The 26,271-nt window shown below is 60.2% G+C and carries 21 protein-coding genes, 1 other RNA gene and 1 pseudogene; 8 read left to right on the forward strand and 15 right to left on the reverse strand.

Annotated features, from left to right (window positions below; genetic code table 11):
- Positions 1-189: 189 nt before the first annotated feature.
- Positions 190-669 (reverse strand): molybdenum cofactor biosynthesis protein B, encoded by a 480-nt coding sequence (locus tag DW754_RS05995; RefSeq protein WP_117758703.1) that lies wholly within the window; start codon positions 667-669, stop codon positions 190-192.
- Positions 670-679: 10 nt separating this feature from the next.
- Entirely contained in the window at positions 680-1,942 is a 1,263-nt protein-coding gene (gene glp, locus DW754_RS06000; protein ID WP_117758739.1) for a gephyrin-like molybdotransferase Glp, read from the reverse strand.
- A gap of 211 nt (positions 1,943-2,153) precedes the next feature.
- Here glp and DW754_RS06005 point away from each other — a divergent pair, with 211 nt between their 5' ends.
- Positions 2,154-3,575: a chloride channel protein gene (locus DW754_RS06005; protein ID WP_199411446.1), complete on the forward strand. Its 1,422-nt coding sequence runs from the start codon at positions 2,154-2,156 to the stop codon at positions 3,573-3,575.
- An 87-nt stretch (positions 3,576-3,662) separates the two neighbouring features.
- Complete coding sequence (locus tag DW754_RS06010) at positions 3,663-4,625, forward strand: diacylglycerol kinase family protein (protein ID WP_117758704.1); 963 nt, start codon at positions 3,663-3,665, stop codon at positions 4,623-4,625.
- 87 nt (positions 4,626-4,712) lie between these two features.
- Here DW754_RS06010 and DW754_RS06015 read toward each other — a convergent pair.
- The 4 genes and pseudogenes from DW754_RS06015 to DW754_RS06030 all read right to left on the reverse strand — a co-directional run.
- Positions 4,713-5,024 (reverse strand): annotated as a pseudogene (locus tag DW754_RS06015) (peptide chain release factor-like protein); the annotation flags it as partial.
- A 152-nt stretch (positions 5,025-5,176) separates the two neighbouring features.
- Positions 5,177-5,755, reverse strand: coding sequence for a xanthine phosphoribosyltransferase (locus tag DW754_RS06020; RefSeq protein WP_117758705.1), 579 nt, complete (start codon positions 5,753-5,755; stop codon positions 5,177-5,179).
- 159 nt (positions 5,756-5,914) lie between these two features.
- Positions 5,915-7,219, reverse strand: a complete 1,305-nt coding sequence (locus DW754_RS06025) for an MFS transporter (RefSeq protein ID WP_117758706.1) — start codon at positions 7,217-7,219, stop codon at positions 5,915-5,917.
- A gap of 141 nt (positions 7,220-7,360) precedes the next feature.
- Positions 7,361-8,644, reverse strand: a complete 1,284-nt coding sequence (locus tag DW754_RS06030; protein ID WP_117758707.1) for an O-acetylhomoserine aminocarboxypropyltransferase/cysteine synthase family protein — start codon at positions 8,642-8,644, stop codon at positions 7,361-7,363.
- A gap of 230 nt (positions 8,645-8,874) precedes the next feature.
- Between DW754_RS06030 and DW754_RS06035 the strand changes: the two genes are divergently transcribed.
- On the forward strand, positions 8,875-9,321 hold the full coding sequence (locus DW754_RS06035) for a C-GCAxxG-C-C family protein (protein WP_117758742.1): 447 nt from the start codon (positions 8,875-8,877) through the stop codon (positions 9,319-9,321).
- A gap of 67 nt (positions 9,322-9,388) precedes the next feature.
- On the opposite strand, the gene DW754_RS06040 is transcribed toward DW754_RS06035, so the two are convergent.
- The 3 genes from DW754_RS06040 to rpsA form a co-directional block, all read right to left on the reverse strand.
- Entirely contained in the window at positions 9,389-10,027 is a 639-nt protein-coding gene (locus tag DW754_RS06040; RefSeq protein ID WP_199411449.1) for a YigZ family protein, read from the reverse strand.
- A 213-nt stretch (positions 10,028-10,240) separates the two neighbouring features.
- Positions 10,241-10,602, reverse strand: an RNA gene (gene rnpB, locus DW754_RS06045) — RNase P RNA component class A.
- 357 nt (positions 10,603-10,959) lie between these two features.
- Entirely contained in the window at positions 10,960-12,126 is a 1,167-nt protein-coding gene (gene rpsA, locus DW754_RS06050; protein ID WP_022095232.1) for a 30S ribosomal protein S1, read from the reverse strand.
- 315 nt (positions 12,127-12,441) lie between these two features.
- Here rpsA and DW754_RS06055 point away from each other — a divergent pair, with 315 nt between their 5' ends.
- On the forward strand, positions 12,442-13,200 hold the full coding sequence (locus DW754_RS06055) for an HAD family hydrolase (protein WP_117758709.1): 759 nt from the start codon (positions 12,442-12,444) through the stop codon (positions 13,198-13,200).
- On the opposite strand, the gene DW754_RS06060 is transcribed toward DW754_RS06055, so the two are convergent.
- A complete protein-coding gene (locus DW754_RS06060; protein WP_117758710.1) occupies positions 13,197-14,516 on the reverse strand; it encodes a serine dehydratase subunit alpha family protein in 1,320 nt (439 codons plus the stop codon). The genes DW754_RS06055 and DW754_RS06060 overlap by 4 nt on opposite strands.
- Before the next feature lie 272 nt (positions 14,517-14,788).
- Here DW754_RS06060 and rpiB point away from each other — a divergent pair, with 272 nt between their 5' ends.
- Positions 14,789-15,256, forward strand: a complete 468-nt coding sequence (gene rpiB, locus DW754_RS06065; RefSeq protein WP_006234151.1) for a ribose 5-phosphate isomerase B — start codon at positions 14,789-14,791, stop codon at positions 15,254-15,256.
- Between the two features lie 151 nt (positions 15,257-15,407).
- On the opposite strand, the gene ndk is transcribed toward rpiB, so the two are convergent.
- The 4 genes from ndk to DW754_RS06080 form a co-directional block, all read right to left on the reverse strand.
- Entirely contained in the window at positions 15,408-15,812 is a 405-nt protein-coding gene (gene ndk / locus DW754_RS06070; RefSeq protein WP_117758711.1) for a nucleoside-diphosphate kinase, read from the reverse strand.
- Positions 15,813-16,197: 385 nt separating this feature from the next.
- Positions 16,198-17,628, reverse strand: a complete 1,431-nt coding sequence (gene argH, locus DW754_RS06075) for an argininosuccinate lyase (protein WP_117758712.1) — start codon at positions 17,626-17,628, stop codon at positions 16,198-16,200.
- 118 nt (positions 17,629-17,746) lie between these two features.
- Positions 17,747-17,917, reverse strand: coding sequence for a hypothetical protein (locus DW754_RS10940; protein WP_158550218.1), 171 nt, complete (start codon positions 17,915-17,917; stop codon positions 17,747-17,749).
- A 233-nt stretch (positions 17,918-18,150) separates the two neighbouring features.
- Positions 18,151-19,377, reverse strand: coding sequence for an argininosuccinate synthase (locus DW754_RS06080; RefSeq protein WP_117758713.1), 1,227 nt, complete (start codon positions 19,375-19,377; stop codon positions 18,151-18,153).
- Positions 19,378-19,931: 554 nt separating this feature from the next.
- On the opposite strand from DW754_RS06080, the gene DW754_RS06085 reads away from it, so the two are divergent.
- Positions 19,932-20,759, forward strand: coding sequence for a Cof-type HAD-IIB family hydrolase (locus tag DW754_RS06085; protein ID WP_117758714.1), 828 nt, complete (start codon positions 19,932-19,934; stop codon positions 20,757-20,759).
- A gap of 278 nt (positions 20,760-21,037) precedes the next feature.
- Here DW754_RS06085 and polA read toward each other — a convergent pair whose 3' ends face one another.
- Entirely contained in the window at positions 21,038-23,788 is a 2,751-nt protein-coding gene (polA, locus tag DW754_RS06090) for a DNA polymerase I (protein WP_117758715.1), read from the reverse strand.
- A 166-nt stretch (positions 23,789-23,954) separates the two neighbouring features.
- Between polA and DW754_RS06095 the strand changes: the two genes are divergently transcribed.
- Positions 23,955-25,352: an aminopeptidase gene (locus tag DW754_RS06095; RefSeq protein ID WP_117758716.1), complete on the forward strand. Its 1,398-nt coding sequence runs from the start codon at positions 23,955-23,957 to the stop codon at positions 25,350-25,352.
- 105 nt (positions 25,353-25,457) lie between these two features.
- A complete protein-coding gene (locus tag DW754_RS06100; protein WP_117758717.1) occupies positions 25,458-26,267 on the forward strand; it encodes a YaaA family protein in 810 nt (269 codons plus the stop codon).
- Positions 26,268-26,271: the final 4 nt, after the last annotated feature.

Raw genomic sequence — 26,271 nt, forward strand, 5'->3', positions numbered from 1 at the left:
CTGCGGGAATGGCCTATTTGCTCAATGTGTTCGGCTGAGATCGGAAATCAACCTCGGTGCGAATAATGATTATGAGAAATTATTCTCGTCTGAGAATATAGTTTCAAGCATGCCTACAGAATGCCGTCCCCTTGGGCGCAAATAAAAGGCGGAGCAGCCGTTCAGGTCGCTCCGCCGCAGGTAAACCGCTTAGTTGGTATGTCCGCCGCCCGCTGTCATCTGAGCCGCATGCTCCAGCTGGTCCGCTATGGCCTCCCAGCTTTCGCGAGCGGCCTTCGTAGAACCGGGAAAGTTTACGACAAGTGTATGACCTCGTTGCATGCAAATAGCGCGCGAGAGCATAGCGCGGTGCGTCTTGGTCATGGAGTAGGCACGGATCGCCTCTGCAATACCCGGCACATCGCGCTCGCAAACGGCACGCGTCGCCTCGGGCGTCACATCGCGCATCGAAAGCCCCGTGCCGCCGCAGGTGAGCACGACATTGGCGTGGCACTCATCGGCGGCTTCCACAATGGCATCACCGATCTCGCTGACGTCGTCGCGCACAACCACATGTGAGGCGACCGTCCAGCCCTGCGCCTCGATAAGTTCCTCGAGTGCGGCTCCGGCCTCATCCTGGGCAAGATCGCGCGTGTCCGAACACGTCACGATCGATATCTTCAGCTCCATAGTATTCCTCCTACAACACGGCGCCCTCAGGCAGGTCGACGCGAACAATGTCCACGACATCGCCCACCTTGAGGTCGCACGGTCCTTCGTCAACACGCAACAGGCAGTTAGCCCGCTGCATCGTGCCGAGCAGCGCCGAATTCTGCGTCTTGGCCTCGGTCACCAACAGCTCACCGGTCTCGGGGTCGCGCAAAACCGTGGCGCGATCGAAGAAGCGGCGATGCTGTCGCTTTTTCACGCCGTGCGTGAGCGTCGCCTGCTGCACGGGACGCGTACCCTCGGCAAAGCCGCGCATCTTGCGGATCGCGGGGCGGGCGAGCATCTCAAAGCCCACATACGCCGCCGCGGGATTGCCCGAAAGCCCCAAATACGGCTTGCCCCCAAGCAGGCCAAACGTGATGGCTTTGCCGGGACGCATCGAGATGCGGTCGAAGAGCACCTCGCCCTCGCGCCGGACGAGCGCCGTCACATAGTCGTAATCGCCCGCCGAGGCACCGCCGCTCGTAATGACAAAATCGCACTCCTGCACGGCGCGATGCACGAGCTCGGCGATTGCCTGCTCATCATCGGGAGCGATGCCAAAGAACACCGGCTCGGCGCCGGCATCGAGTGCCTCGGCCATCAACGCCGACGAGTTGGAGTCGCGAATCTGCCCGCGCGCCGGCAGCTCACCCGGCGCGACCAGCTCCGTGCCCAGCGAGATAATGCCCACACGCGGCGCGGCATGCACCTTCACGCTCGCATACCCGGCGCTCGCCAGCAGGCCAGCGCCGGCCGGGGCCACAACCTCGCCGGCGTGCATCACAACATCGCCGACATGGGCCTCCTCGGCGGCAGAGCGAACGTTCTCCCCTACCTTGGCAGGCGCCGAGAAGCTCACGTGCGAGCCCTCGTTGCCGTCGCCGTCAAGCACCTCGACGATCTCGTATTTCACCACGGCATCGGCACCTTCGGGTACCGGCGCGCCCGTCATGATGCGGACCGTCTCGCCCACGCCGACCACGCCCTCAAAGACATGGCCCGCGGCCTCGTGTCCGACAACGTCGAGCGTCACCGGCGCCTCGCCAGATGCCTGCGCCAAGTCCGCCGAGCGCACGGCATATCCGTCCATAGCGCTGTTGGCAAACGGCGAAATGTCGATATCGGCCACCGCGTCCTCTGCCAAGGGAAGACCGGCGGCCTGCCACACGGGAATCTCGACAACTTCGGTGCGATTCACGTGCGACAAGACGATCGCCTGCGCGTCCTCCAACGGAATGAGTTTCTCAACCATATACACCTCTAGCATGCTGCGGCGCGCAACAAAAGCGCCGATTCTTTATGTTTCTCTCAGTATAATCCCTCGACGCGCGACCGCGACTTGGCCTGTACCCGCAAATACATCTGTCGGCCGCAAGCCGCGAAACAAAACCAAAACCAACCCACCGGCTCGTCGCGTTTACCGCGTTTTATAATGCTCGTGTTGCAACCCAAAAGAGGAACGTATGACTTTTACCGACAAACCCGAAAGCGCAAACGAGGCGCAGGATCATTCCCAGCCGCTCGACGACGGCGGCCTTTTCTCCCTTAACGACGTCATCATGGCAGGCAGGCAACAGCTCACCCGCTCCGAGCATCTCTTGGCTGCCGACACGCGCCGCAACGCCCGCAACCTACTCGCGAGCGCCAAGCTGCTCGTGCTCGTAGTTATCGTCTCGCTCGCCATGGGCGTTGCCGCTTGGGCGTTTTTGGCCTCGCTGAATATCGCGACCGACTATCGCGAGCACCATGAGTGGATTTACGCGCTGCTCCCCGTTGTGGGCGTTGCCACCGCATGGGTGTACAAAAACCACGGCCTCGCCGCCAAGCGTGGCAACAACCTGGTCATCGACTCCGCTCTGGGCACACGCCTCATCCATATGCGCATGGCCGTCCTCACCTTCGTCTGTTCCACGCTCACGCACCTAACGGGCGGATCGGCCGGTCGCGAGGGAGCCGCGGTGCAGATTGGCGGCACCATCGCCAGCAACATCTCGAACCTCGCCCACCTCAAAAAGCATGACCACCACGACCTCATGCTCGCCGGCATCTCGTCGGCCTTTGGCGCCGTATTCGGTTCGCCCCTTGCCGGAGCTTTCTTTGGCATGGAGATGTGCTTTATCGGCAAGATCGACTACACCGCGGGCATCTACTGCCTGGTCGCCTCGTTTACCGGCTACTTTACATCACTCGCCCTGGGTACCGAGTACGAAGCGAATGTCATTGCCAACGTTCCCAACATGACGCCCAAAACGGTCGTTATCGTTGTTATCAGCGCAATTATCTTCGGCCTGACGGCACGCCTCTTTGCCTGGTCGGTTCGAACAGTCAAGAACCTGTACGGTCGCTTTATCACCAATTACCTCATTCGCGCACTTATAGGCGCACTCGTGGTTTTGGCCGCCTATGCCCTCCTCGACGCCTGGGACTACGCCGGCCTTTCCACGTGGCTTTCCGGCGCCGGATTTGCAGGCAACACCACCCTGGCGGACGCAGTCATCAAGTTGGTCGTCACAGCGCTTACCCTGGGCGCGGGCTTCCAAGGCGGCGAGGTCACGCCCCTGTTTGGCATCGGTGCGGCACTCGGTGGCTGGATCGGTTGCCTTACTGGGCTCGACCCCAGTTTTCTGGCGGCTCTCGGCATGCTCGGCGTGTTCTGCGCCGGCCTCAACGTGCCCATCACCACCTGCATGATGGCCATCGACCTGTTCCACGGCACAGCCGCCGGGTTCTTTGTCATCGTGGCCTTTATCAGCTACCTAACCGGCGGACACCGCGGCGTGTACCCCGCCCAGCGCATCATCTCACCCAAGCGCCGTTCGCTTATTGTGGATGAGGGCGGTACGGTAGCGGATGCTATCGAGCGCCACAACGACCTGATAGAGTAGACGTTAGTATTCGCCGTGCAGCCACAATCGGGGGCAATTCGACCTGAGCGCGACCGCACCGTCACGTCATACGCCAGGAGTCGCCCCATGCACGCAACTGATTTTGGTCGCACGCTCATCATCGCCAACCCCACCGCCCAGTCGGGTGCGGCGCGCGAAGTCGCTGAGCGCCTGCAGCGCTTTTTGGACATGACTGCACGCGCATCCCAGTTTGACCTGGTGCTGACCGAGCGCATGGGACACGCCAAGGAGCTGGCCGCCCAGGCTCAGGGCTATCGCACCGTTATCGCGCTTGGCGGTGACGGCGTAATCCACGAGGTCGTCAACGGGCTTATGACGCAAAAGGAGGACGCACGCCCCGCTCTTGCCGTCCTGCCCGTGGGCTCCGGCAACGATTTTGCCCAGACGCTCGGCATCGACGATTTCTCCGGCAAAGATTTTGGCGCGCTGCTCACCTGCGAGCTGCAGCGTCAGGACATCGGGCGCATTCGCTCGTGGAGCCCTGCGAGCGGCAGCGGCGAGGCTGCCGTTGAGTACTACGATCAGACGCTTTCGGTCGGCATCGATGCCGCCATTGGCCTGGGCACCACCGAGCTGCGCAAAAAGACCGGCTTGACGGGCGCTCCGCTCTACACCCTCTCGGGACTTGAGCAGTTTGGTCTGCGCTACCGCAACTACCCCATGACCATCAGCTTTGATGGCGCGCCCGCCGAGCGCGTGCGCGCGATTATCATGGCCATCCAGCTGGGACCCACCTATGGTTCGGGCTATCGCATCTGTCCCGACGCCGACCCCTGCGACGGCATGCTCGACGTCTGCTACGCCTGCGGCCCCGTCCCTCGCGCGGTAGCCCTGCCTATGTTCCTTTCGGCCAAGGACGGCCACCATACCAAGTTGCCGCCGGTTCGCATGCGTCGTTGCCGTCACGCCGCGCTCACCTTTGAGGAGCCCGACTACCCCATTCAGGCCGACGGCGAGCCCATCGTCGCCTCGCGCATCGAGGTCGACGTCCTCGGCGGAGCCCTCCACGTCTGGCGCCCCACCCACTAGCCATCCCTAAGTTGCGGTGAAATAGGGACTGTTTATGCAGCCGCACCCCCAAAACAGTCCCTATTTCACCGCAACGTATTGAGGGGATCATTCCTCCCCGCCCGGCTTGCGACGGTTGGCCTTTTTAATCGCGTTGAAGTGCTTGTCGTTAAGCCTGCGCTGGCGCGATCGCTGAGGCACCTTGGTCTTGACGCGTCGGCGCGGTGGACGCCCGCGACGCTCAAGCTCTGCCCTCAGCTTACGCAGACAGCAGCTGCGATTCTGAAACTGACTGCGGCTCTCACGCGCCGTCACGACAATCCCCGTGGGCCCATGCTTCATGCGTACCGCCGAGTCCGTCGTGTTCACGCCCTGTCCGCCCGGACCCGTCGCGCGAAACACCTGTACCGCGCAATCGCGTGCCAACTCCTCGACCGACATCTCGGCATAGCGCGCATACTCGCGCCATCCCATCTTGTTCTCATCCATATCAAAACCTCCCCTCATACAAAAAATGTGACAAAGGGACAGTCCCTTTGTCACATCGCATACCAATCGCTTGTGCTGCGCGCCTAGGCGAACGTGATCTCGCCGTTCTCGCAGTCCATTTCGGCGATACGGGCCAGGCTCTCAACGCGGAAGCCGCGCTCGCGGAGCTTATCGCCACCGCCCTGGAAGCCCTTCTCCACGGCAATGCCTATGCCGGCAACCTCGGCGCCCGCAGCCTCACAGATCTTGATGAGACCCTCAAGCGCGCAGCCGTTGGCCAAAAAGTCGTCGATAATCAGGACCTTGTCGCCCTCGGACAAGAAGCGCTTGCCCACGATAACCGGGTACTCCTTCTGCTTGGTAAAGGAGTAGATGGTCGTGGCATACTGCTCGCCGTCGAGGTTGATGGACTGTGCCTTCTTGGCAAAGACCACCGGCACGCCGCCAAAATGCTGAGCTGCGATGCAAGCCATGCCAATGCCCGAAGCCTCGATCGTCAGGATCTTGTTGATCTCGACACCCTCGAACAGACGGGCCCACTCGGCACCCATGTGGTCGAACAGCTCAACGTCGCACTGGTGGTTGAGGAAGGCATCAACCTTAAGGACATTACCGGCCTTTACGATGCCGTCATGGCGAATACGATCCTCAAGCTCCTGCATGGCGCAACCCCTTCTCGCGGCAACGATACCGCGCGATTAATAAACGTTGTTCGATAGTCTACCACGGACCGACCCCCGCCCGCCCCACAAGCCACATCGCACCATAAAGCTGCAAGACCAGTAGATAGGTCCGATTCGTGGCAAGCCTGCCACTACACGCTAATGACGGGCGCGCATCCTCACCAAACGTACCAATGTGAGCGCAAAGCCCACGGTAGCAACGGCCATCAGCACGTAGAATACCAAACGGAAGCCAAAGAGGAACACGTCCGGACGACCCGCCACATAGCTCGTGACCGTCTTGCCCATCGCCGCGCTCGTCTGTCCATACAGGATGCGCGACGCCGCCGTAATACCCAGCGCTATGCCCGCATAGCGCGCCAAGCTGCTCAAGCTGCCCGCAAAGCCAAGCGCCTCACGCGGAGCCGAACCCATATACAGCGAATTATTGGGACTCTGGAAGATCGACGTGCCGCACGACATAAACGCGACGCAGCACACAATCATCAAGACGGAAGAGTGCTCGTCAAGCGTGCTCACCGCAAAGAGACCGCACACGTACACGCCCAGGCCAACGGCCGTGGGCGCTTCACAACCAACACTGTCGGACACCGAGCCCGAAAGCGGGCCCACAAAGGCATTCACGACCGGCATCGCCAAAAACAACAGGCCGGAGATATCGGAGCTAAAGCCGTGGGCATCCTGAAAGTAGAACGGCAGCACAAACTCGGAGGCACCGATACCCACGAACACGATAAGCATGCAAGCCAGGTTAATCGTGAAAGCCGAGCTCGCAAAGCAGCGACGCGCCGCCTCTGTCAACGGCATAGGGCGTTCGCCAGCCTCCGGCTTCACATGCGGCAGCGTATAGAGTCCCACGATAAACGAGATTACGCCAATGGGCAGATTGATAAGGAAGATGCTCTCCCAGGGAAAGCTCGCCACCAGCACGCCGCCGAGCACGGGGCCGCACATCATGCCAAGAGCCACAAAGGTCGCCAGAATGCCCATGGCACGGCCGCGCTCACGCGCCGGAAACGACTCGGTGATGATGCCCATATTGTTGGCCATCGCGGCGGCACAGCCAATGCCCTGCACGAAACGCGCCAAGATAAGCACCTCGAGCGAAGCCGAAAGCCCGCAAAGCAACGAGCCACCCGTAAAGACGATTACACCAAGCTGGAACACATTCACCTTGCCGCGCACATCACCCAAGCGGCCAAACGGCAGCATGGCGACGCACGTCGCGAGCAGATACACCGAGCTCACGAGCTGAATGCGGTCGAGACCCACCCCCAGCTCCTTTTGCATCACTGGGAGCGCCACCGTCACGATGCTCGCATCCAGACACGCCATAAAGGTCATGACGAGCACGGTGAACAGAATCGCCCATTTATTCTTACCGTGGGTGTCGCCCTCTAGGGCAATGTGTTCGCGGCGCAGCTGCTCGGCAGTTTTCTCCATGTATATCCTTTCTATCGTGCAACGCAAAAACGGGACCCCAATCGCCTACAAACGGACACGATCGGGGTCCCGCCTACGGAATCGGAACTATGAGGACGTCGTCAGCCGAAAAGCCATCCCACGCCTCGCACGCACGCTAGCCTAGCACTGCTCGAGTGCCTGCTCAAGGTCGGCAATCAGATCGGCCGTGTCCTCGAGGCCGCACGACAAGCGCACCATGTCGGCGGAAATGCCACAGGCAATGAGTTCCTCATCGTTCATCTGGCGATGCGTGGCATTAGCGGGATGCAGGCAGCAAGTGCGGGCGTCGGCCACGTGCGTGGCGATCTGGGCGAGCTTGAGGCTCTTCATAAAGGTCTCGGCCGCCGCACGGCCACCGTTAAAGCCAAAGCTCACAACGCCGCAGGTACCGTTGGGCATGTACTTCTGAGCGAGATCATAGTACTTGTCGCCCTCCAGGCCCGGATAGCTCACGAAGCGTACCTTGGGATGACTCTGCAGGAACTTGGCAACGGCCAGGCCGTTCTCACAATGACGCGGCATGCGCACATGCAGGCTCTCGAGCGAGCTGTTCAAGAAAAACGCCGCATGCGGGTTCTGCATGGGACCAAGATCGCGCATAAGCTGAGCGGTTGCCTTGGTAATGAAGGCACCCTCGCGACCGAACTTCTCGGCATAGGTCACGCCGTGGTAGCTCTCATCGGGCGTGGTAAGACCCGGGAACTTGTCCGCATGGGCCATCCAGTCAAACTGGCCATGATCGACGATCACGCCACCCAGGTAGGCCGCATGGCCATCCATGTACTTAGTAGTGGAGTGCGTGACGATGTCGGCGCCCCACTCAAAGGGACGGCACATCACGGGCGTCGGGAAGGTGTTGTCGACCATCAGCGGTACGCCGTGGTCGTGCGCGGCCTTGGCAAAGCGCTCAATATCGAGCACGGCAAGGGCGGGGTTGGCGATCGTCTCGCCAAAGACGAGCTTAGTATTGGGTTCAAAGGCTGCCTCGAGCTCCTCGTCGGTGCAGTCGGGAGCAACAAACGTGCAGGTCAGACCCATGCGCTCCATAGTATGGGCGAGCAGGTTGTAGGTACCGCCGTAGATGGCAGAGCTCGCGACCACGTGATCGCCGGCACCGGCTACGTTAAAGATCGCGAGGAAATTCGCCGCCATGCCCGAGCTCGTGAGCATCGCGGCAGTGCCGCCCTCCATCTCGCAGATCTTGGCGGCAACCAAATCGCACGTAGGGTTCTGCAGACGGCTGTAGAAATAGCCCGACTCCTCTAGGTCAAACAGCTTGCCCATGTGCTCCGACGTGTCGTACTTCCACGTGGTGGACTGGTAGATGGGCACCTGGCGCGGCTCCGCATCTCCCGGGTGATAGCCGCCCTGAACACATGTGGTACCGATGGTCTGCTCGCTCATATCTTGCTCCCTTGCCTGGGTTACGTTTTATTCGGTTCACGATACCGCTACCCCGCACCCCTCTCAACCCATCCACAAGGTAGGTTATGGGACAAATTGATCCGGGGCATTTATCTCAAGCCTTGGACATTTGCTCGATAGATAAAAATGAGGCATCCATGAAGCTCTCGATGATTACACGCACCGTCACGGGTACCATAAGCGGGTACACCGTGACCAAGGAGACAACGATGAAGCAAATCGATACGGCCCAGCTCGACATCACCGCCTGTCAGGCTCAAGCTGCCGAATACCACGCCCGTGGCTTTAACTGCGCGCAGGCCGTCGCCTGCGCGCTCGCACCTGCCGTCGGACTCGACCCTCAGATCGCCTTTACCCTCACCGAGGGCTTTGGCGCCGGCATGGGCGGCATGACCGAAACCTGCGGCGCCATCTCGGGCGCCGTGGCCATCATGGGCTTCGTGATGAGCGACGGCATGGAAAACCCCAAGACCAAGGGCCAGACCTACAAGCTGTCGCGCGAAATCGCCAAGCGTTTTGGCGAGAAGAACACGACGACCGTCTGCGGCACGCTCAAGGGCATCGGATCGGATAAGGGTCCGCTCCGCAGCTGCCCCGGTTGCATCGACGATGCCATCGAGATCGCCTGCGATGTGCTAAAGCAGCTCGCCGAGTAGACGGCATCAACATAAAACGACGGCCGGCGCGCTTGGGATCCATCCAAAAGCACGCCGGCCGTCGCCGTCAGAACTCGGCAAATTCGGGAGCGCCGACCTCGATCTCCTCGCGTCCCGCCATAAGCTCGCGCATCTTGGCGCAAAATGGCTCCTGCTCCCCCGCCTTAAACACCAAGTGAAGTGTAACGGTATCCGCGTAATCGGTATCCGAAACCTTGGCACCCGAATCCTGGGCCAAGCGAAGCACCTGCTCATACTGTGGATAGGCCACATACACGTCAACCGGCACGACGCTTGTCATCTCGACGATCTGCCCGGCCTCCTGAGCCGCGGCCACCGCCGTCTGCGTCGCCGCGGTATAGGCGCGCACCAAGCCACCAGGCCCCAACAGCGTGCCACCAAAATAGCGCGTCACTACGCAGCAAACATTTTTGAGCCCCGCGCCACGCAGCACCTCGAGCGTCGGCATACCGCTCGTGCGGCTCGGCTCACCATCATCGCTCTGGCGCTCGCGTCCATCGACCAAAATCCACGCGGGAACATTATGCCGAGCGTCATAATGACGCTTGCGAACCATCTCGATAAAGGCATTCGCCTCATCCTCGGACTCAATATGGACCAGCTGGGCAATAAACCGGCTCTTGCGGTCAACGAACTCGCCCGTAGCCTCAATATTCGATTGCAAAGTAAAATAGCTGTCCAACAAAGCCCCTCAACAAAATAAAGCGCAGCAACAAACAGCCTCAATAATACGATAACCCTAGTAAAAAGAATGACAACGCCGATGATTCCGTCAACGAAAGCGAGAACCCGTCAGCGCGAGCAAGGTGCCTTGAAAGCCGAGGGCATTGACCTTATGGTCATGCCCGAAGGCTTGAAAGGCAGATTGCCGCGCTGACGGGTTCGCAGCGTCAACAAAGTGCCGAGTGGGCCGATAAGCCGGGTTCTGTCGTGAACGGTCATTTATCTTGTCTGCACGTTACCATGCAGCTCCACGCACGCTACCCGAACGCGGACCGGGCCGGCCCATAGCGTTCCTATTCGCGCTTGCTCCGGATGGGGCTTGCCAAGCCGCCGTGTTGCCACGACGCTGGTGGTCTCTTACACCACCGTTTCAGCTTTTCCCTTTACGCCTTGCGGCGCAGGTGGGAGTCTTCTTTTCTGCGGCGCTTTCCGTCGGATCACTCCGCCCGGCCGTTAGCCGGCATCCCGCCCTCTGGAGCCCGGACTTTCCTCACGCGTGCTGCAAGCAGCACATCGCGCGACCGTCTGGCCCACTCAGCAGTGCAAGAGTGTAGCACACCGTTGCCGCAGGCAATGGCACAACACAAGCGTTCGACACGATAAACCAAGAACCGCGCTATGCAGTACAATAGGGTTGTTGATGGGCAACGTCGTCAGTCGAGACGCGACCGCGCTCCGCACCCCTCCGTCTACTCGGTGCGTTCCCGCCTCCTCCCCGAGGCGGGATGTCGGCATTTTTCATGCACCGACAACCCAATAGTCTGCGAACAGCCAGGGCAGCATCGCGCACGGGCAGCATCGCGTACCTCAGCAACAAATGCAAAAAGGGACCCGTCCATTGCGGACGGATCCCTTAAAACAAGTGATCTTAAAACAAGTGATCGTCAAACCGATTTACTCGGCGTCGGTCTCCTCGTCCTTCTTCTCGGAAGGCAGCGGGGTAACCTCGATCTCGACGCCCAGAGTCTCAGCAGCAGACTTCATGGACAGGGAGATACGACGACGGTCGAGGTCGATCTCCATGACCTTGACCTGAACCTTGTCGCCCACATGGGTGACCTGAGAAGGCTGATCGACGTGCTTGTTGGCCATCTCGGAGATGTGCACCAGGCCCTCGATGCCCTCGCCCAGGTCGACGAAAGCGCCGAACGGGACAAGCTTGGTCACAGTGCCCTCGACGATAGCGCCGACGGGGTACTTCTTGACCAGTGCACGCCACGGATCCTCGGTGGTCTGCTTGAGACCCAGGGAGATGCGCTCGCGGTTGAGATCGACGTCGAGAACCTCGACCTCGACCTCCTGGCCGACCTTGACAACCTCGGAAGGATGGTTGACGTGGTTCCAGGAGAGCTCGGAGATGTGGATGAGGCCGTCGATACCGCCGAGGTCGACGAAGGCGCCGAAGTCGACGATGGAGGAAACGGTGCCCTGGAGACGCATGCCAGACTTGAGCTTGGACAGGATCTCGGAGCGCTCGGCCTTACGGGACTCCTCGAGCACGACGCGACGGGAGAGGACGACGTTGTTGCGGTTGCGGTCCATCTCGATGACGCGGGCCTCGATGCGGGTGCCCATGTAGGAGGTGAGGTCCTTGACACGACGGAGGTCGACGAGGGAAGCGGGCAGGAAGCCACGCAGGCCGATGTCGAGGATCAGGCCGCCCTTGACAACCTCGATAACCTCGCCCTCGACGTTCTCGCCGGAGTTGAACTTCTCCTCGATGCGGTTCCAAGCACGCTCGTACTCGGCACGCTTCTTGGACAGGACCAGACGGCCGTCCTTGTCCTCCTTCTGGAGAACCAGAGCCTCGATGGGATCACCGAGTGCAACGATGTCTGCAGGGTTAGCGTCCTTGCGGATGGACAGCTCGCGGACCGGGATAACGCCCTCGGACTTGAATCCGATGTCAACGAGCACCTCGTCATGCTCGATCTTAACGACAGTGCCGTTAACGAGATCGCCCTCATCAAAGTCGGTAATCGTACCGTCGATGAGGTTGTTCATCTCCTCCTCGTTGACATCGTCAAGAGAGAAAATGGACGAGTTCTGAATCTCACTCAAAGGTGGACCCCTTTCGAACTACGGGGCCCCGATTGCTAGGACCTACAGAAGGGTGCGACAAGCACACAACGTTTAGGAACACTCGGGAGCCGACAGATACTAATGTGACGCTTATGCAATCACGTTCGTATAGGTTACGGGGAAATCATTTCGATTTCAAGCGTGAACTGCGATTTTTTACTCGTGTGGAGACTTTTTCGTAATCTTATGAACACACGTCTCCGCAACTTGACGATAACCAGCCAGGCATTCGGCTTTGGGGTAAAGTATCCGGAGCCAACAACTCTAGATCGATTTTTCGAGAAAGGTGCCCGCGTGCTCAAAGCAGTCGTTTTCGATATGGACGAGACGCTTCTCAGCATCAACCTCAACGCGTTCATCCTTCGCTATTTTAAGGATGTCTCTTCGATGCTCGCGGATATCGGCCGCCGCAGCCGTGGTGGCACGATGGCACGCCTCGGCACCATCCTGGTCGACCTCAACGCCAACCGCCGAAGCGGCACGGACAACCGCACCAATCTTGAGTTTTACCGCACCGAGGTCGAGCGCCGATGCGGCATCTGCCTCTCCGATCCCCTCATCTACGAGGCGTTTACCTACTATGATCGCGAAGTTCTTCCGTACAAGAACGACGATGTCATTAACGCCCACGCCATGCCGGGCGCGCACGCCGCGCTCCAGGCCGTACAGGACGCTGGACTGCGTTGCGCGCTCTTTACCAACCCCAGCTTTCCCCAGGGGGCCATCGAGTGCCGCATGGGCTGGGGCGACCTGGCCGATGTTCCCTTTGAGCTCGTCACGCACATGGGAAACACCACCCGCTGCAAGCCCGATGCCACCTACTATCTAGAGCAGCTTCAGGTGATGGGGCTCGAGCCGCACGAGGTCCTTATGGTGGGCAACGATCCCAAGCGCGACTTCCCGTCCCCCGATTGCGGCATCCAAACCGCCTTTGTGGGCCAAGGCAAGCCCAGCCGAGCCACCTGGCGCGGAACCATGGAAGACTTCGCCCGCGACTTTAACGCCGTAGTAGAAGCCTTCTACGAACACCAAGTAGCCGACGAACTGTCTTAACAGACCTGGGTTTTGCCGATCATGATGTTGAGGATCTCGACGTCGGTATCCTTCATACCCACACGGCCCACGTAGCCCATGCTGGCGATCGTCTGCTCGACGGTATCCTGGATCAGGCCCTCGCCGGCACGGAAGCCACGGCCCTGCATAGCCATATCGTGGCCCAGAATCGCAGCGTCCACGGCTGCCGAAATCTTAGCCGCGCAACTCGCCTTGGCGCCATCGCACACGATGCCGCCCACGTTGCCGAGCGTGTTCGAGACCGTCGCGCCAATCTGCTCACGCGTGCCACCGCACAGCCAGGTAATCGCGGCACCGGCACCGCATGCGGCGCAAATAGCACCGCAAAACGCCGAGAGCGCACCAATATAGCTCTTGATATGCACGGCGATCAGATCGGACAGCATCACGGCGCGAACCAGGCGATCATGGTCGCAGCGCAAATACTCGGCATACTCCATAACAGGCAGCGCGCAGGTAATGCCCTGATTGCCCGAGCCGCACACGATGGCGACCGGCAGCGCGCAGCCGTTCATGCGGGCGTCGGACCCGGCGGCTGCACGGGCACGGGCACGGCAGGCGACGTCATCGGCACGAGCGCCCAACAGCGTACGGCCAACCTCGGCGCCCCAAGCGTGCGCCAGGCCCTCGGCACTGATCGCACCGTTCAGCTCAATCTGACGCTCAACGGCAGCGCAGGCGTCCTCAATGTCACCGTCCTCGATAAAGTCGATGATGGTCTCAATCGACATGGGCGTATCGGCGTTATCTGCCGCCCGCTCGGCCACGACGCGCTCGGCGCAGGCGGCACACTCCCCCGCCGACTTGCCGCACACCGGAATACCGTCGAGGGTATGGCACGTGACATTGGTGTGGTGGTCGGTAATCTCGACGACCGCGGTATGGCCCCCGGCCGTCGCAGTCACCTTGATGTAGAGGTTGGGCACACCCTCGACAAGCGACACATCGCAGTAGCCGGCGTCGGCGAGGAGCTCGGTCACGCGAGCACGGTCTTCATCGTCAACGCTCTCGAGCACCTCGAGAGCACTCTTAGCGTCGCCGCCCACGGCACCCAGCACGGCCGCGGCTTCAATACCGTGCATACCGCCCGAGTTGGGCACGGTCACGCTCTTGACGTTCTTGATGATGTTGCCCGAGCAGGCGACATCCATATGATCGGGTTCGCAACCGAGCGTCTGGCTCGCCAGCGCTGCTGCATAGGCAACGGCAATGGGCTCGGTACAGCCGAGTGCGCAGACAAGCTCGCGGTTCAAAACATCGCAAAACGCGGCATCACGGATGGAATCGGTAGGCATAGGTATCTCCTGCTTGCATAACGGGCTGGGCTCTCAAGAATGGTTAGTTCCTTTATTTGATAACAATGCATCAAAAACCGCAACCATGGTTCCGGCGGACGGCGCTCAAGCACAAACTGACAGCATTCATTCATGAGAAGCCGGTCTTGTTGCATGCTAAAGCGTTTGACCAAAAAACGCCCGAGCGTTTACGCAAAAGTCGCGCTATCATGCAGTCGAACGCGGTAAACACCTTTAGCATTTGCGCCGCACAGACCAGAGAGGAACCATCCATGAAGATCGGTATCGGTAACGACCACGCCGCCGTCGAGCTCAAGAACATCATTTCCGAGCACCTGAAGGAGCGCGGCTGCGAGGTCGTGAACTTTGGCACCGACACCTCCGAGAGCTTTGACTACCCCATCGCCGGCTACAAGGTGGGTAAGGCCGTTGCCAACGGCGACGTCGACCTGGGCATCCTCATCTGTGGCACCGGTGTCGGGATTAGCTTGGCTGCCAACAAGGTCGAGGGCGTACGCGCCGTCGTGTGCTCCGAGCCCTTCAGCGCCAAGCTCTCCCGCATGCACAACAATACCAACGTGCTCGCCTTTGGCGCCCGCGTCGTGGGCTCCGAGCTCGCCAAGATGATTGTCGACGAGTGGCTCGACGCCGAGTTTGAGGGCGGTCGTCACGAGCGTCGCGTTAACCTCCTCAACGAGATCGACCACACGCGCGGCCTCAAGGTCGTCGACGAGGCCTAAACATCTCAGTGCCACAAGCTAACAGCAGGGGCCCGCTCGGAACTCATGACCGAACGGGCCCCTTCATAGATTTTGGAATAAAAGGGCGCCGCGGATGGAGTTCCGCGGCGCCCAAGCCACACGCTAACAGCTTTAAGGAGTCAAAGCTGGTTTAGCCAAAGAAGCGCTTGATCTCAATCTCGGCGTTCTCCAGGCAGTCGGAGCCGTGGATCACGTTGGCGTTGACATCGACGGCAAAGTCGCCGCGGATGGTACCAGGAGCAGCGTCAAGCGGATTAGTAGCGCCCATGAGGGTGCGCATCTTAGCAACAGCGGAGAGACCGGAAACAACCATCTTGACAACCGGACCGCTCGTCATAAAGTCGCAGAGACCGCCAAAGAAGGGCTTGTCGGCCAGATGGGCGTAGTGCTCCTCGACGGTAGAGCGCTCGAGCGTGGTCATCTCCATGCGCTCGATGACAAGGCCGCTGCGCTCGATGCGAGCAACAATCTCGCCGATCTTGCGGTCGCGCACGGCGTCGGGCTTAATCATGATGAAGGTCTTCTCGATAGCCATAAGGTAGCCTTTCAAGTAGGTTCGCGCGTGCCCAAGTCCCATTCCGGCACCCGCCTGGACTGCATCGTAACAGAGTTTTAGCTGCAGTTAAACAAAAAGCTGTTTATTGAAACGTTGCAATTTATTAAAGCGTTCCATATGTGTCACTTCTGTTTCGAAGCTCGATTAGAGTACCATCCGACTGCCCATCAACCGCATCGAGCAGAGCAGACGGTCGGTTGCCGCCCGCGAACGTACCCCCTTCACAACCTGCCCAAAGGTCCTACAGAACTTCTCGACAAGCCCCTCCCCCATAGCAACAAAATACGGACGCTCACATCAGCAGACGTCCGTAAAGCAAAAAATGATTCCTCAATAAATGGCAAAAACAGCTTCGGCCAAACCCTTACTTTATCCCGTGGCCCATCTCGACGACCTTGGTCAGCGATCCAAACACGCCCTCGTCGGCCACGAGCTGTGCCTCGGCACGCTGCAGCTGCACGGCAACGGCGGCAGGGGCGGTACCGCCCTCGGTCGTGCGTGCAGCGACAATCGACGGGATGTCGAGCGCCTCGGTAATGTCGTGCTCAAAGAGCGAGCTTGCCTCCTGGAACACCTCAAACGGCAGGTCCTCAAGATTGCAGCCGCGCTTCTCACACATCAGGACCAGATGGCCCACCACGGCATGTGCCTCGCGGAACGGCAGACCACGCTTAGCCAGGTAATCGGCAACATCGGTGGCGGCAAGGTGTCCCACGCCGCACTCGCGCGCCATGGCGTCCTCGTTGACGGTCCAAGTCGAAATCATACCGGCCATAACCGACAGGCACTGCATGAGCGTATGGGCGGTATCGAGCGCGCCCTCCTTGTCCTCCTGCAAGTCCTTGTTATAAGCGAGCGGCAAGCCCTTCATGGTCACGAGCAGCTGCACCAGGTTGCCATACACACGGCCGCTCTTGCCGCGGATAAGCTCGGCAAAGTCGGGATTCTTCTTCTGCGGCATGATGGACGAGCCGGTGGAGTACGAGTCGGAAAGCGTAATAAAGCCAAATTCGGAGCTCGACCACAGCACGATCTCCTCGGAAAGGCGCGACAGATGCATGGCCATGACTGAGCCGGCGTAATGCAGATCGAGCAGGAAATCGCGGTCGGAAACCGCATCGAGCGAGTTGGGAATCACACCCGCAAAGCCAAGTTCGGCAGCCGTCATCTGACGATCGAGCGGATAGCTCGTGCCGGCAAGTGCGGCAGCACCCAGCGGGCAGTTGTCGGCGGCATCAAAGGCTGCCTTCAGGCGCGTAAAGTCGCGCGCGAACATCCAGGAATACGCCAGCAGATGATGCGACAGCAGCACGGGCTGAGCGTGCTGCATGTGCGTGTAGCCCGGCAGAATTACCTTGTCGTACTTCTTAGCCGCATCCACCAGCACATGGCGCAGCTCAAGATTGGCCTCCATGAGCTCCTTGGCCAGCGCCTTGACGCCCAGGCGCGTGTCGGTCGCCACCTGGTCGTTGCGCGAACGTCCGGTATGCAAGCGCTTACCGGCCTCGCCGATGCGACGCGTCAGCTCGCTCTCGATGGACATATGAATGTCTTCGTCGTTGATGTCGAAGGTGAAGTTGCCGGCATCGATATCCTGTTCGATTCCGGTCAGGCCCTTGGCAATCGCCTGCTCGTCCTCGGCACTGATGATGCCCTGGGCCGCCAGCATTTTGGCATGCGCCTTAGAGCCGGCGATATCCTGCTTATAGAGATGTTTGTCGACCGGCAGCGACGCGCCAAACTCCTGCGTGACCTCGGCCACGCCTGCCTCAAAACGACCGCCCCAAAGAACCATGGAACCGTCCCCTTTCTCCAAATACCAAAACAAGCGCCCAAAGCAATGCGCCATATCGCTAAAGCGATTTTTCAACCGCTAGTTTTACACATTCCCCACCGTGTGCGGAGCCATGTAGCTAATTTGCAAAGAAGTGACGCGCCATGCACTTGGCGCCCAACGTCTCCCTCCGGATGTTGCCCTGCGAACCATCGATCCAGGCCTTCAGGCTCATAGGGACGTCCTCGACCCTTGCAGCATCGAACTCGGGCGCGAGGGCAAGTAAAGCATGCGCGATAGCATTGAACATAATGGATACTCCTCATATATATAGGCGCAGAGCCGCCAAATTGATAGAAGGAGCCCCGCCGGACAACCCCGGCGGGGCTCGGACTCAGCCGCAGACGCGGCATCATATATGCGGGCGGAACGTAGGGGCCACCGATGTTAAGAAGTGTCAGCAAGCATAACGAAAGGTAGGGACCCCGTGCGCCCGTTATGTATCACGCGGATGGGCCGCGCGGATACCAAGGGAAGGAGGCGCTAGGCCTGGGCGGCAGCAGAGCTGAGGCCCTGGACCTTTGCCCACGTCTTGAGCGACAGCGTATCGATCTCGATAAAGCCGGCGCTGGCCTTCTCGTCAAACGTGGTGTCGCGGTCGTAGGTAGCCAGACCGTAGTCGTAGAGGCTGAAGGGGCTCTTGCGGCCGACGACATGGCAGTTGCCCTTAAAGAACTTCAGACGGACAGTGCCGGTCACGAACTTCTGGGTATCGGCCATAAAGGCATCGAGCGCGTTTTTGAGCGGGCTGTACCACTGGCCGTTGTACACGGCGGTGGCCCAATCCTGCTCGAGCTTGATCTTGGTCTTGAGCAGGTCGCCCTCGACGCAGATGTCCTCGAGCGCCTTGTGGGCGGTGATGAGCGTCAGGGCTCCGGGAACCTCATAGCACTCACGGCTCTTGAGGCCCACCAGACGATCCTCGACCAGATCGAGGCGGCCAAAGCCATTGTCGCCGGAGATCTTGTTGAGAGCGATGACGATCTCGGAGAGCTTCATCTTCTTGCCGTCGACGGCGACGGGCTTGCCGGCCTCAAACTCAATCTCGGTGTAGGTCGGGGTGTCCGGCGTGTCCTCGGGATTCTTGGTCATAACCCAAGCGTCGTCGAGCGGCTCGTTCCAGGGATCCTCCAGGTGACCGCACTCAATGGCACGACCCCACAGGTTGTCGTCGATGGAGTAGGGGTTGTCGTTGGCGCCCTCGGGAACCGGCACGTTGTGGGCGTGGGCATAGGCGACCTCGTCGGGACGGCACTTCAGGTCCCACTCGCGAACCGGGGCGATAACCTTAAGCTCGGGGTCGAGGGCCTTGACGGCGGCCTCAAAACGGACCTGGTCGTTACCCTTGCCGGTGCAGCCGTGGGCGACGTAGGTCGCGCCAAACTCGTGGGCGACCTCAACAAGCTTCTTGGCAAGCAGCGGGCGAGACAGGGCGGAGAGCAGCGGATACTTGTTCTCATACATGGAGTTTGCTGCGATGGCTTTGGTCAGGAACTCATCGGAGAACTCGTCGCGCAGGTCGAGCACCTGGCAATCGAGAACGCCCAAGTCGAGCGCCTTCTGCTTTTTGGCATCCAGGCCGGTCTCCTCCTGGCCCACGTTGCCGCAGACGCAAACGACGTCGAGATTCTTCTCGTCCTGGAGCCACTTGACACATACGGATGTATCAAGACCACCGGAATATGCGAGAACGACTTTTTCCTTGCTCATGGCTGTTTCCTTTCGCCCTTGGTAGCTAGTTAGAACATCGGTCAGTTGCAAGTCACCTTGAGGTCAAAAACCGTGCAATATCAGGTTATTCAGCAGATTGCATCACAGGCATGCCCTAGAAACATGCGGCTATGTCGTGCTTAAACCCAACGACCTCAAAATGACTCTGTTGAGGCATTGCGCCCCATGGGGACAGAGACGATTGTTATCGTCGTCGGGAAATTGCGCGCTGGCGTCGGATGGCATTGTCTGCAGTGGTGATGATCTTTACGAACTGCATCTGCCTCTCCTTTCACGTATCGCCGGGCGCAATTCAAATATCGCAAACGGTACCTTTTCCTCGGTAAACGGCTCTTTTGCCGTCTCCGTTTTCGATGTTCGCTATATTACGATAAAGTGCACGCTGCGCAAGCGACAAATTCAAATTTCTGAAAAGTTTTTTCATTAGTTTGTGAATTGCAGTGCAAATACGCACCATTCCTGCGAAAATACGCTCGACTACTAGTTGATGGTTATAACGTCTGAAACAATCTCGAAACGAAAGGCGCTTTTTTATGCAAACTTACGAATCGGACGCCAACATCGGCAACATTAAGATTCTCGCCGTCGATATGGACAAGACGCTGCTGACCGACGAGCGTGTGCTGCCCCAGGGTCTTGATGAGCGCCTGGACAAGCTCGCCGACGCCGGCATCGTATTCTGCCCCGCCAGCGGACGTCCCGCCCCCAAGCTCGAGGAGATGTTCGAGGGCATCAAGAACCGCCTCGCCTTTTGTCCCGACAACGGAGCGTGCGTGATCTATCGCGGCAGCTATATCTATAAGAGCAATATTGACGTGGAGCTGTATCAGCAGGTCTTGAGCCGTGCCTCGGAGGATCCTCGCGCTGTCCCCGTCCTGTGCTGCTTCGACGAGTTCTACGTGCTTGCCCGCGACCATCAATACCACGACGAGATCAGCGTCTACTACAACACAATCAACTACGTCGACAGCTTTGAGGGCATTGATTTCGAGTCCAACAAGATTTCGGTCTTCTTCCCCGGCTACGACGCCGAGCCCGCTTTCCGCGAGACCTATAGCCCCGAGTTCTCGGACAAGCTCTACGTCACCAACGCCGGGCGCGAGTGGATCGACTTTATGAACCTGGGCGTCGACAAGGGCGCCGGCGTCGCGCACCTGTGCGAGCACCTGGACATCGATATTGCCGATGCTGCCGCCGTGGGCGATACCTACAACGACATCCCCATGCTGGAGCGCGTCGGGCATAGCTTTATCGTGGACAATGCCGAGGAGCACATGAACGCGCATGCCAAGTGGCGCATTCCGAGCAACAACGACGGGGGCGTACTGACGCTCATCGACGCCATCTTGGCGGCTCGGTAACGTAGCTCATCGGACCTGGCCGGGCGAGGCGGGTAAGTTTTTCGCTCGGTCAGGTCCTGGGCTCGCTCGGAAAGCACATTAAGTGCTTTCCGGCTCGTGCGGAATCTACGAAAAACTTACCCGCCTCGCCCGGCCAGGTCCTGCGGTGACTTGCTTGCCGCCTGGATGGCGTCTTGGCGCCTAGATACTTTGGCTGATTTTTATTGAACGAAGGACGCTCCTTGTTGATGAGGGGCGTCCTCCTGGTTTTGTATTACTTTGGAATTGTGATCATGCCCTTACTTGGCGTCTGCCCAGGTCACTCCAGTCGAAGCTTCGGCGATTAGGGGGACGCGGAGGTCTACTACGTGCTCCATGACGTCGCGGACCATGGTGGTTAGGCGCTCGACTTCGTCGACGGGGCACTCAAAGTCCAGTTCGTCGTGCACCTGTAAGATCATGTGGGCGGCAAAGCCTTCTTCTTCCAGACGGCGGCTTACGCGGGCCATGGCGATCTTGATGATGTCGGCCGCGGTGCCCTGCATGGGGTGGTTCATGGCCGTGCGCTCGCCGAAGCCGCGGAGTTGCGGATTTTTGGCCTTGAGCTCCGGAATATGACGACGGCGGCCGTACATGGTCTCGGCGTAGCCCGTCTGCTTGGCGCGTGCCACCACGTTGTCGAGGAACGTGCGCACACCCGGGTAGGCCTCGTAGTAGCGGTCGATCATGTCGCGTGCCTCGGCCATCGAGATATGCAGCGACTGCGACAGGCCGTAGGCCTGCTGGCCATACACGATGCCAAAGTTCACGGCCTTGGCGCGACTGCGCAAGTCGGGCGTTACCTCGGACACCGGCACACCAAACACGCGCGCCGCCGTCTCGGCATGGAAGTCCTCGCCCTCGTTAAAGGCGCGCACCAGGTGCTCGTCACCCGAGAGATGTGCCAGCAGACGCAGCTCGATCTGCGAGTAGTCCACCGCCAAAAAGACGCTTCCCTCGCCTGCCGAAAACGCCGTCTTGACGGTACGACCCAGCTCCGAGCGCGTCGGGATGTTCTGCAGGTTCGGGTCGCTCGAGGACAGACGCCCCGTTGCCGTGATGGTCTGGTTGTACGTAGTGTGTACGCGACCGTCACCACGGCGTAGCGGGCCCAGCGTGTCCAGATAGGTGGACTTGATCTTAGACTTCTCACGCCAGTCCAAGATCAGACGCACGATTTCGTGGTCACGGGCAAGATCGCTCAGAACCTTGGCGTTGGTTGAATAATAGCCGCGCTTAGTCTTCTTGAGGCCCTTGGTCGGAAGGCCCATCACGTCAAAGAGCACGTGCGAAAGTTGCATGGGGCTGCCGATGTTAAAGGTCTCGTCACCCGCCAGGTCGCGAATGCTGCGCTCAACCTCGGCAATCTGGGTCGCCAGACCCTCGGACAGACTGTGCAGGCGGTCGGGGTCCACAAGCATGCCCGCGCGCTCCATCTTGGCAAGTACCGGAACGAGCGGCATCTCGATACCATCGAACACGTTGGCGGCGTTCTCGCGGGCCATGCGGTCGCGCAACGGCGCCACGAGCGCCAGCGTCAGGGCCGCAGTACGGGCGGCAGGCGCCGGAGCGTCCTCACCGGCACCCTCTGCACCGCGCGCCGCAGGCAGCGCCATCTGCAGATAGGTATCGGCCAGATACGCCTCGTCAAACTCAGAGCGGTCAGAATCCAGCAGGTAGGCGGCAACCACGGTGTCGAAGATACGCGTGGAATCGACTGCCAGCGGATCCATGAGCTCGGGCTCAGAAGAATCGATGGGCGAAAGCTCGTGCAACAACGCCTTCGTATCCGGGCTCGCCACGCGGCCCTCCATAAACAGGCGCGCAAGCACGCCGGCAATCACGCCGTGGGCGAAGTTGAAGCCATCGACTACGGCAGTGGTACCGCCGTCGCCCTCCTCGAGCGCGAACAGGCCCTTGGACGTCGCCAACCACAGCGTGCGCGTCAGTCCAAAGAGCGCGCCCTCTTCCTTGTCGTCGTCCACCACGGCGGCGACCCACTCGCCGGCATCAATCGCGCGGGAGACCTCAGCCGCAACGGCACCAAGCGCGTCGGCATCGCCGGCGGCTGCGCGAACCATAGCAGGTATCTCAAACACACTGGAGGCAGCAGCAGCCCCGCCCTCGCCGCCGATCAACGCCAAGAAACGGTTCTGCATGGCGGTGATACCAAGCGTACCCAGTGCCGCAGACACCTCGTCGGCAGAAAACGCCGGGAAGGACGTCGCCTCAAAATCGAGCTCGACGGGCGCATCGGTGCGAATGGTTGCGACCTTGCGGCTCAGCAGCGCATCGTCGATGTGCGCACGCAGGTTCTCGCCCATCTTGCCCTTGACCTCGTCGGCATGCGCGATGACCTCGTCCAAGCTGCCGTACTGTGCGATGAGCGCGCTCGCCTTTTTGGGGCCGATGCCCGGTACGCCGGGAATGTTGTCCGACGTATCGCCCTTTAGACCGTAAAAATCGGGCACGAGCGCCGGCGTAATGCCATGATACAGGTCGTCCACGCTCTCGGGCGTCATGATCGCCACGTCGGACAGGCCCTTGCGGGTCGAGACCACGTTGACGTGCTCGGTCACGAGTTGATACATGTCGCGGTCGCCGGTCACCAGCAGCATGTCGCAGCCGGCCTCTTCACCCAGGCGCGCCATGGTTCCCAGGATATCGTCGCCTTCCCAGCCCTCGGACTGCAGAATCGGCACGTTGAGCGCGGTGAGCAGCTCCTTGATCATCGGAAACTGCGCATGCAGATCGGGGTCCATGGGCGGGCGTTGCGCCTTATACTGCGGCAGCATCTCCATGCGCACGCGCGGTTTGCCCTTGTCAAACGCCACGACCACACCGTCGGGGTTAAAGGCATCGATCATCTTGAGAAACATGTTCAGAAAGCCGAAAATCGCGTTGGTGGGGCGGCCGTCCGGCGCATTCATGGTGGGCGGCACGGCGTGGAAGGCGCGGTGCATGAGCGAGTTGCCGTCGATAACGGCAAAGGTGCGGCGCTTGTCAGACATATTGAATACCTCGCTTTGGGCTGGGCACGGTTTGCTTACTCCAGTTTACACGCTCCCCGCCCCGCGGCCACCGCACATCAAGCTCCCCCGCCACCGCGAGCCCGCGCGTGATACGATGGCTCACGGTACATCAACCAGCACGATCGATCCGAAAGGAGCCTGCGTCATGGAGCGTCCCTGCGCATGGAAAAAGTACACGCCACAGCAAGTCGAGGAGCTCGAGGGGCTTTGCCGCGGCTATAAGCAGTTTTTGAGCGAGAACAAGACCGAGCGCCTGTGCGTCAAGACCGGCATCAAGATGGCCGAGGAGGCGGGATACGTCGACCTGGAGACCGTGATCGCCGAGGGCCGCACGCTCAAGGCCGGCGACAAGGTGTACGCCGCCAACCACGGCAAGGACCTTATGCTCGTCAACCTGGGCACCGCCCCGCTCGAGCAGGGCTTTAACATCCTGGGCGCCCACGTGGACTCGCCGCGCCTGGACCTTAAGCAGAATCCCGCCTTCGAGGCCGGCGACATGGCCTACCTCGACACGCACTACTACGGCGGCGTCAAGAGCTACCACTGGGTAGCCTCCCCGCTCGCACTCGTGGGCGTCATCTGCAAAAAGGACGGTACCACCGTCGACATCAATATCGGCGACAAGGCAGACGATCCGGTCTTTACCATCTCCGATCTGCTGATCCACCTCTCGAGCGAGCAGATGGCCAAGCCCGCCAAGGACGCCGTCGACGCCGAGATTCTCGACGTGATCGTGGGCGGCCGTCCCGTCAAGTTCGATGAGGACGACAAGGACGCTTCCAAGGAGCCCGTCAAGCAGATGTTCTTGGACATCCTCAAAGAGCAGTACGGCGTCGAGGAGGAGGACTTCCTCTCCGCCGAGATCGAGGTCGTGCCCGCCGGCCCCGCCCGCGACATGGGCCTCGACCGCTCCATGATTCTGGGCTATGGTCACGACGACCGCGTCTGCGCTTACCCCTCCATGCTCGCCCAGATCAATGTGGCCAATGTCGAGCGCACGAGCATCACGCTCATCGTCGACAAAGAGGAGATCGGCTCCGTGGGCGCCACCGGCATGACGAGCCGCTTCTTCGAGAACACCGTCGCCGAGATCATGACGCTCGCCGGCGAGGACAGCCCGCTGGCTCTGCGCCGCGCGCTCGCCCACAGCCGTATGCTCTCCTCCGACGTGTCCGCCGGCTTCGACCCGGGCTATGCCGGCAAGTTCGAGACCAAGAACGCCGCCTTTATGGGTCGCGGCCTGTGCTTTAACAAGTACACGGGCAGCCGCGGCAAGGGCGGCTCTAACGACGCCGACGCCGAGTATGTGGCCCTCATTCGCGACATCATGGACAAGGCAGGAGTGGACTTCCAGACCTGCGAGCTCGGCCGCGTCAACGCGGGCGGCGGCGGCACCATCGCCTACATCATGGCCAAGTACGGCATGAACGTCATCGATTCCGGCGTTGCCGTCCTGTCCATGCACGCCCTGTGGGAGGTCGCCAACAAGGCCGACATCTACGAGGCCTATCGCGGCTACAAGGCCTTCCTCGAGCGCGCCTAATCCACCCCACCCATAACTTGCGGTGGAATACGGATTGATTTGGTCTTTCAATAGCCCAAACAGACCGTATTCCACCGCAATTTCTTTTTTGGCAGAGGAGAGTCCATGCTGCAGGTCATCATTTCGCCCGCCAAGCAGATGCGCGCGGCCCAAAATGCTTTTGAAGTCCTGGGCATTCCACCCTTTGTGCGCGAGACAGCTCGCCTCCACCGCGCACTGCTAGATATCGAGCGGAATGAAGGCAGCGGCGGCCTGCAGGCGCTGTGGAACGTGAGTGACAAACTGCTGGGACCTTGCCTCAACACCCTGCATGAGTTCGGGCCCATCCTGAAAAACGGCGATCTCGACAATCCCGCACTCGCCCGTCACTTCTCCCCTGCCATCATGTCCTATCACGGCATTCAGTACCAGAGCATGGCACCCGAGGTAATGGATGCCGAACAGCTCGCCTGGCTGCAAAGCCATCTGTGGATCCTCTCCGGCCTCTACGGGTGCGTTCGTCCCTTTCATGCCGTCGAACCGTATCGGCTGGAGATGGGCGCGAAGCTTGTCGTCGACGGTGCCCGAGACCTCTACGCATTTTGGAGCGATAAGCTCGCGCGGGCTATCGCCCCGGCAGGCTCAAACACCACGATCGTCAACCTCGCCAGCGTAGAGTATGCCAAAGCCGTTCTGCCCCACCTCGCGGGCGACGCCACGGCCGTCACATGCCTCTTTGGCGAGGGCATCCGCAACGGGAAGCCCATCCAACGGTCGACCGCCAGCAAAAAGGCGCGCGGCTCCATGGTGCGGTGGATGGCAGAAAACAAGCTCGAGGATGCAAGCGAACTTACCGCATTCAACATCGGCTATCGGCACATCCCCGAGCTTTCAGACAAAAACACCCTGGTTTTCATGAACGCGCAGGCACTATAGGCCC

The sequence above is a fragment of the Collinsella sp. AM29-10AC genome (assembly GCF_003469085.1).
GTDB lineage: Bacteria > Actinomycetota > Coriobacteriia > Coriobacteriales > Coriobacteriaceae > Collinsella.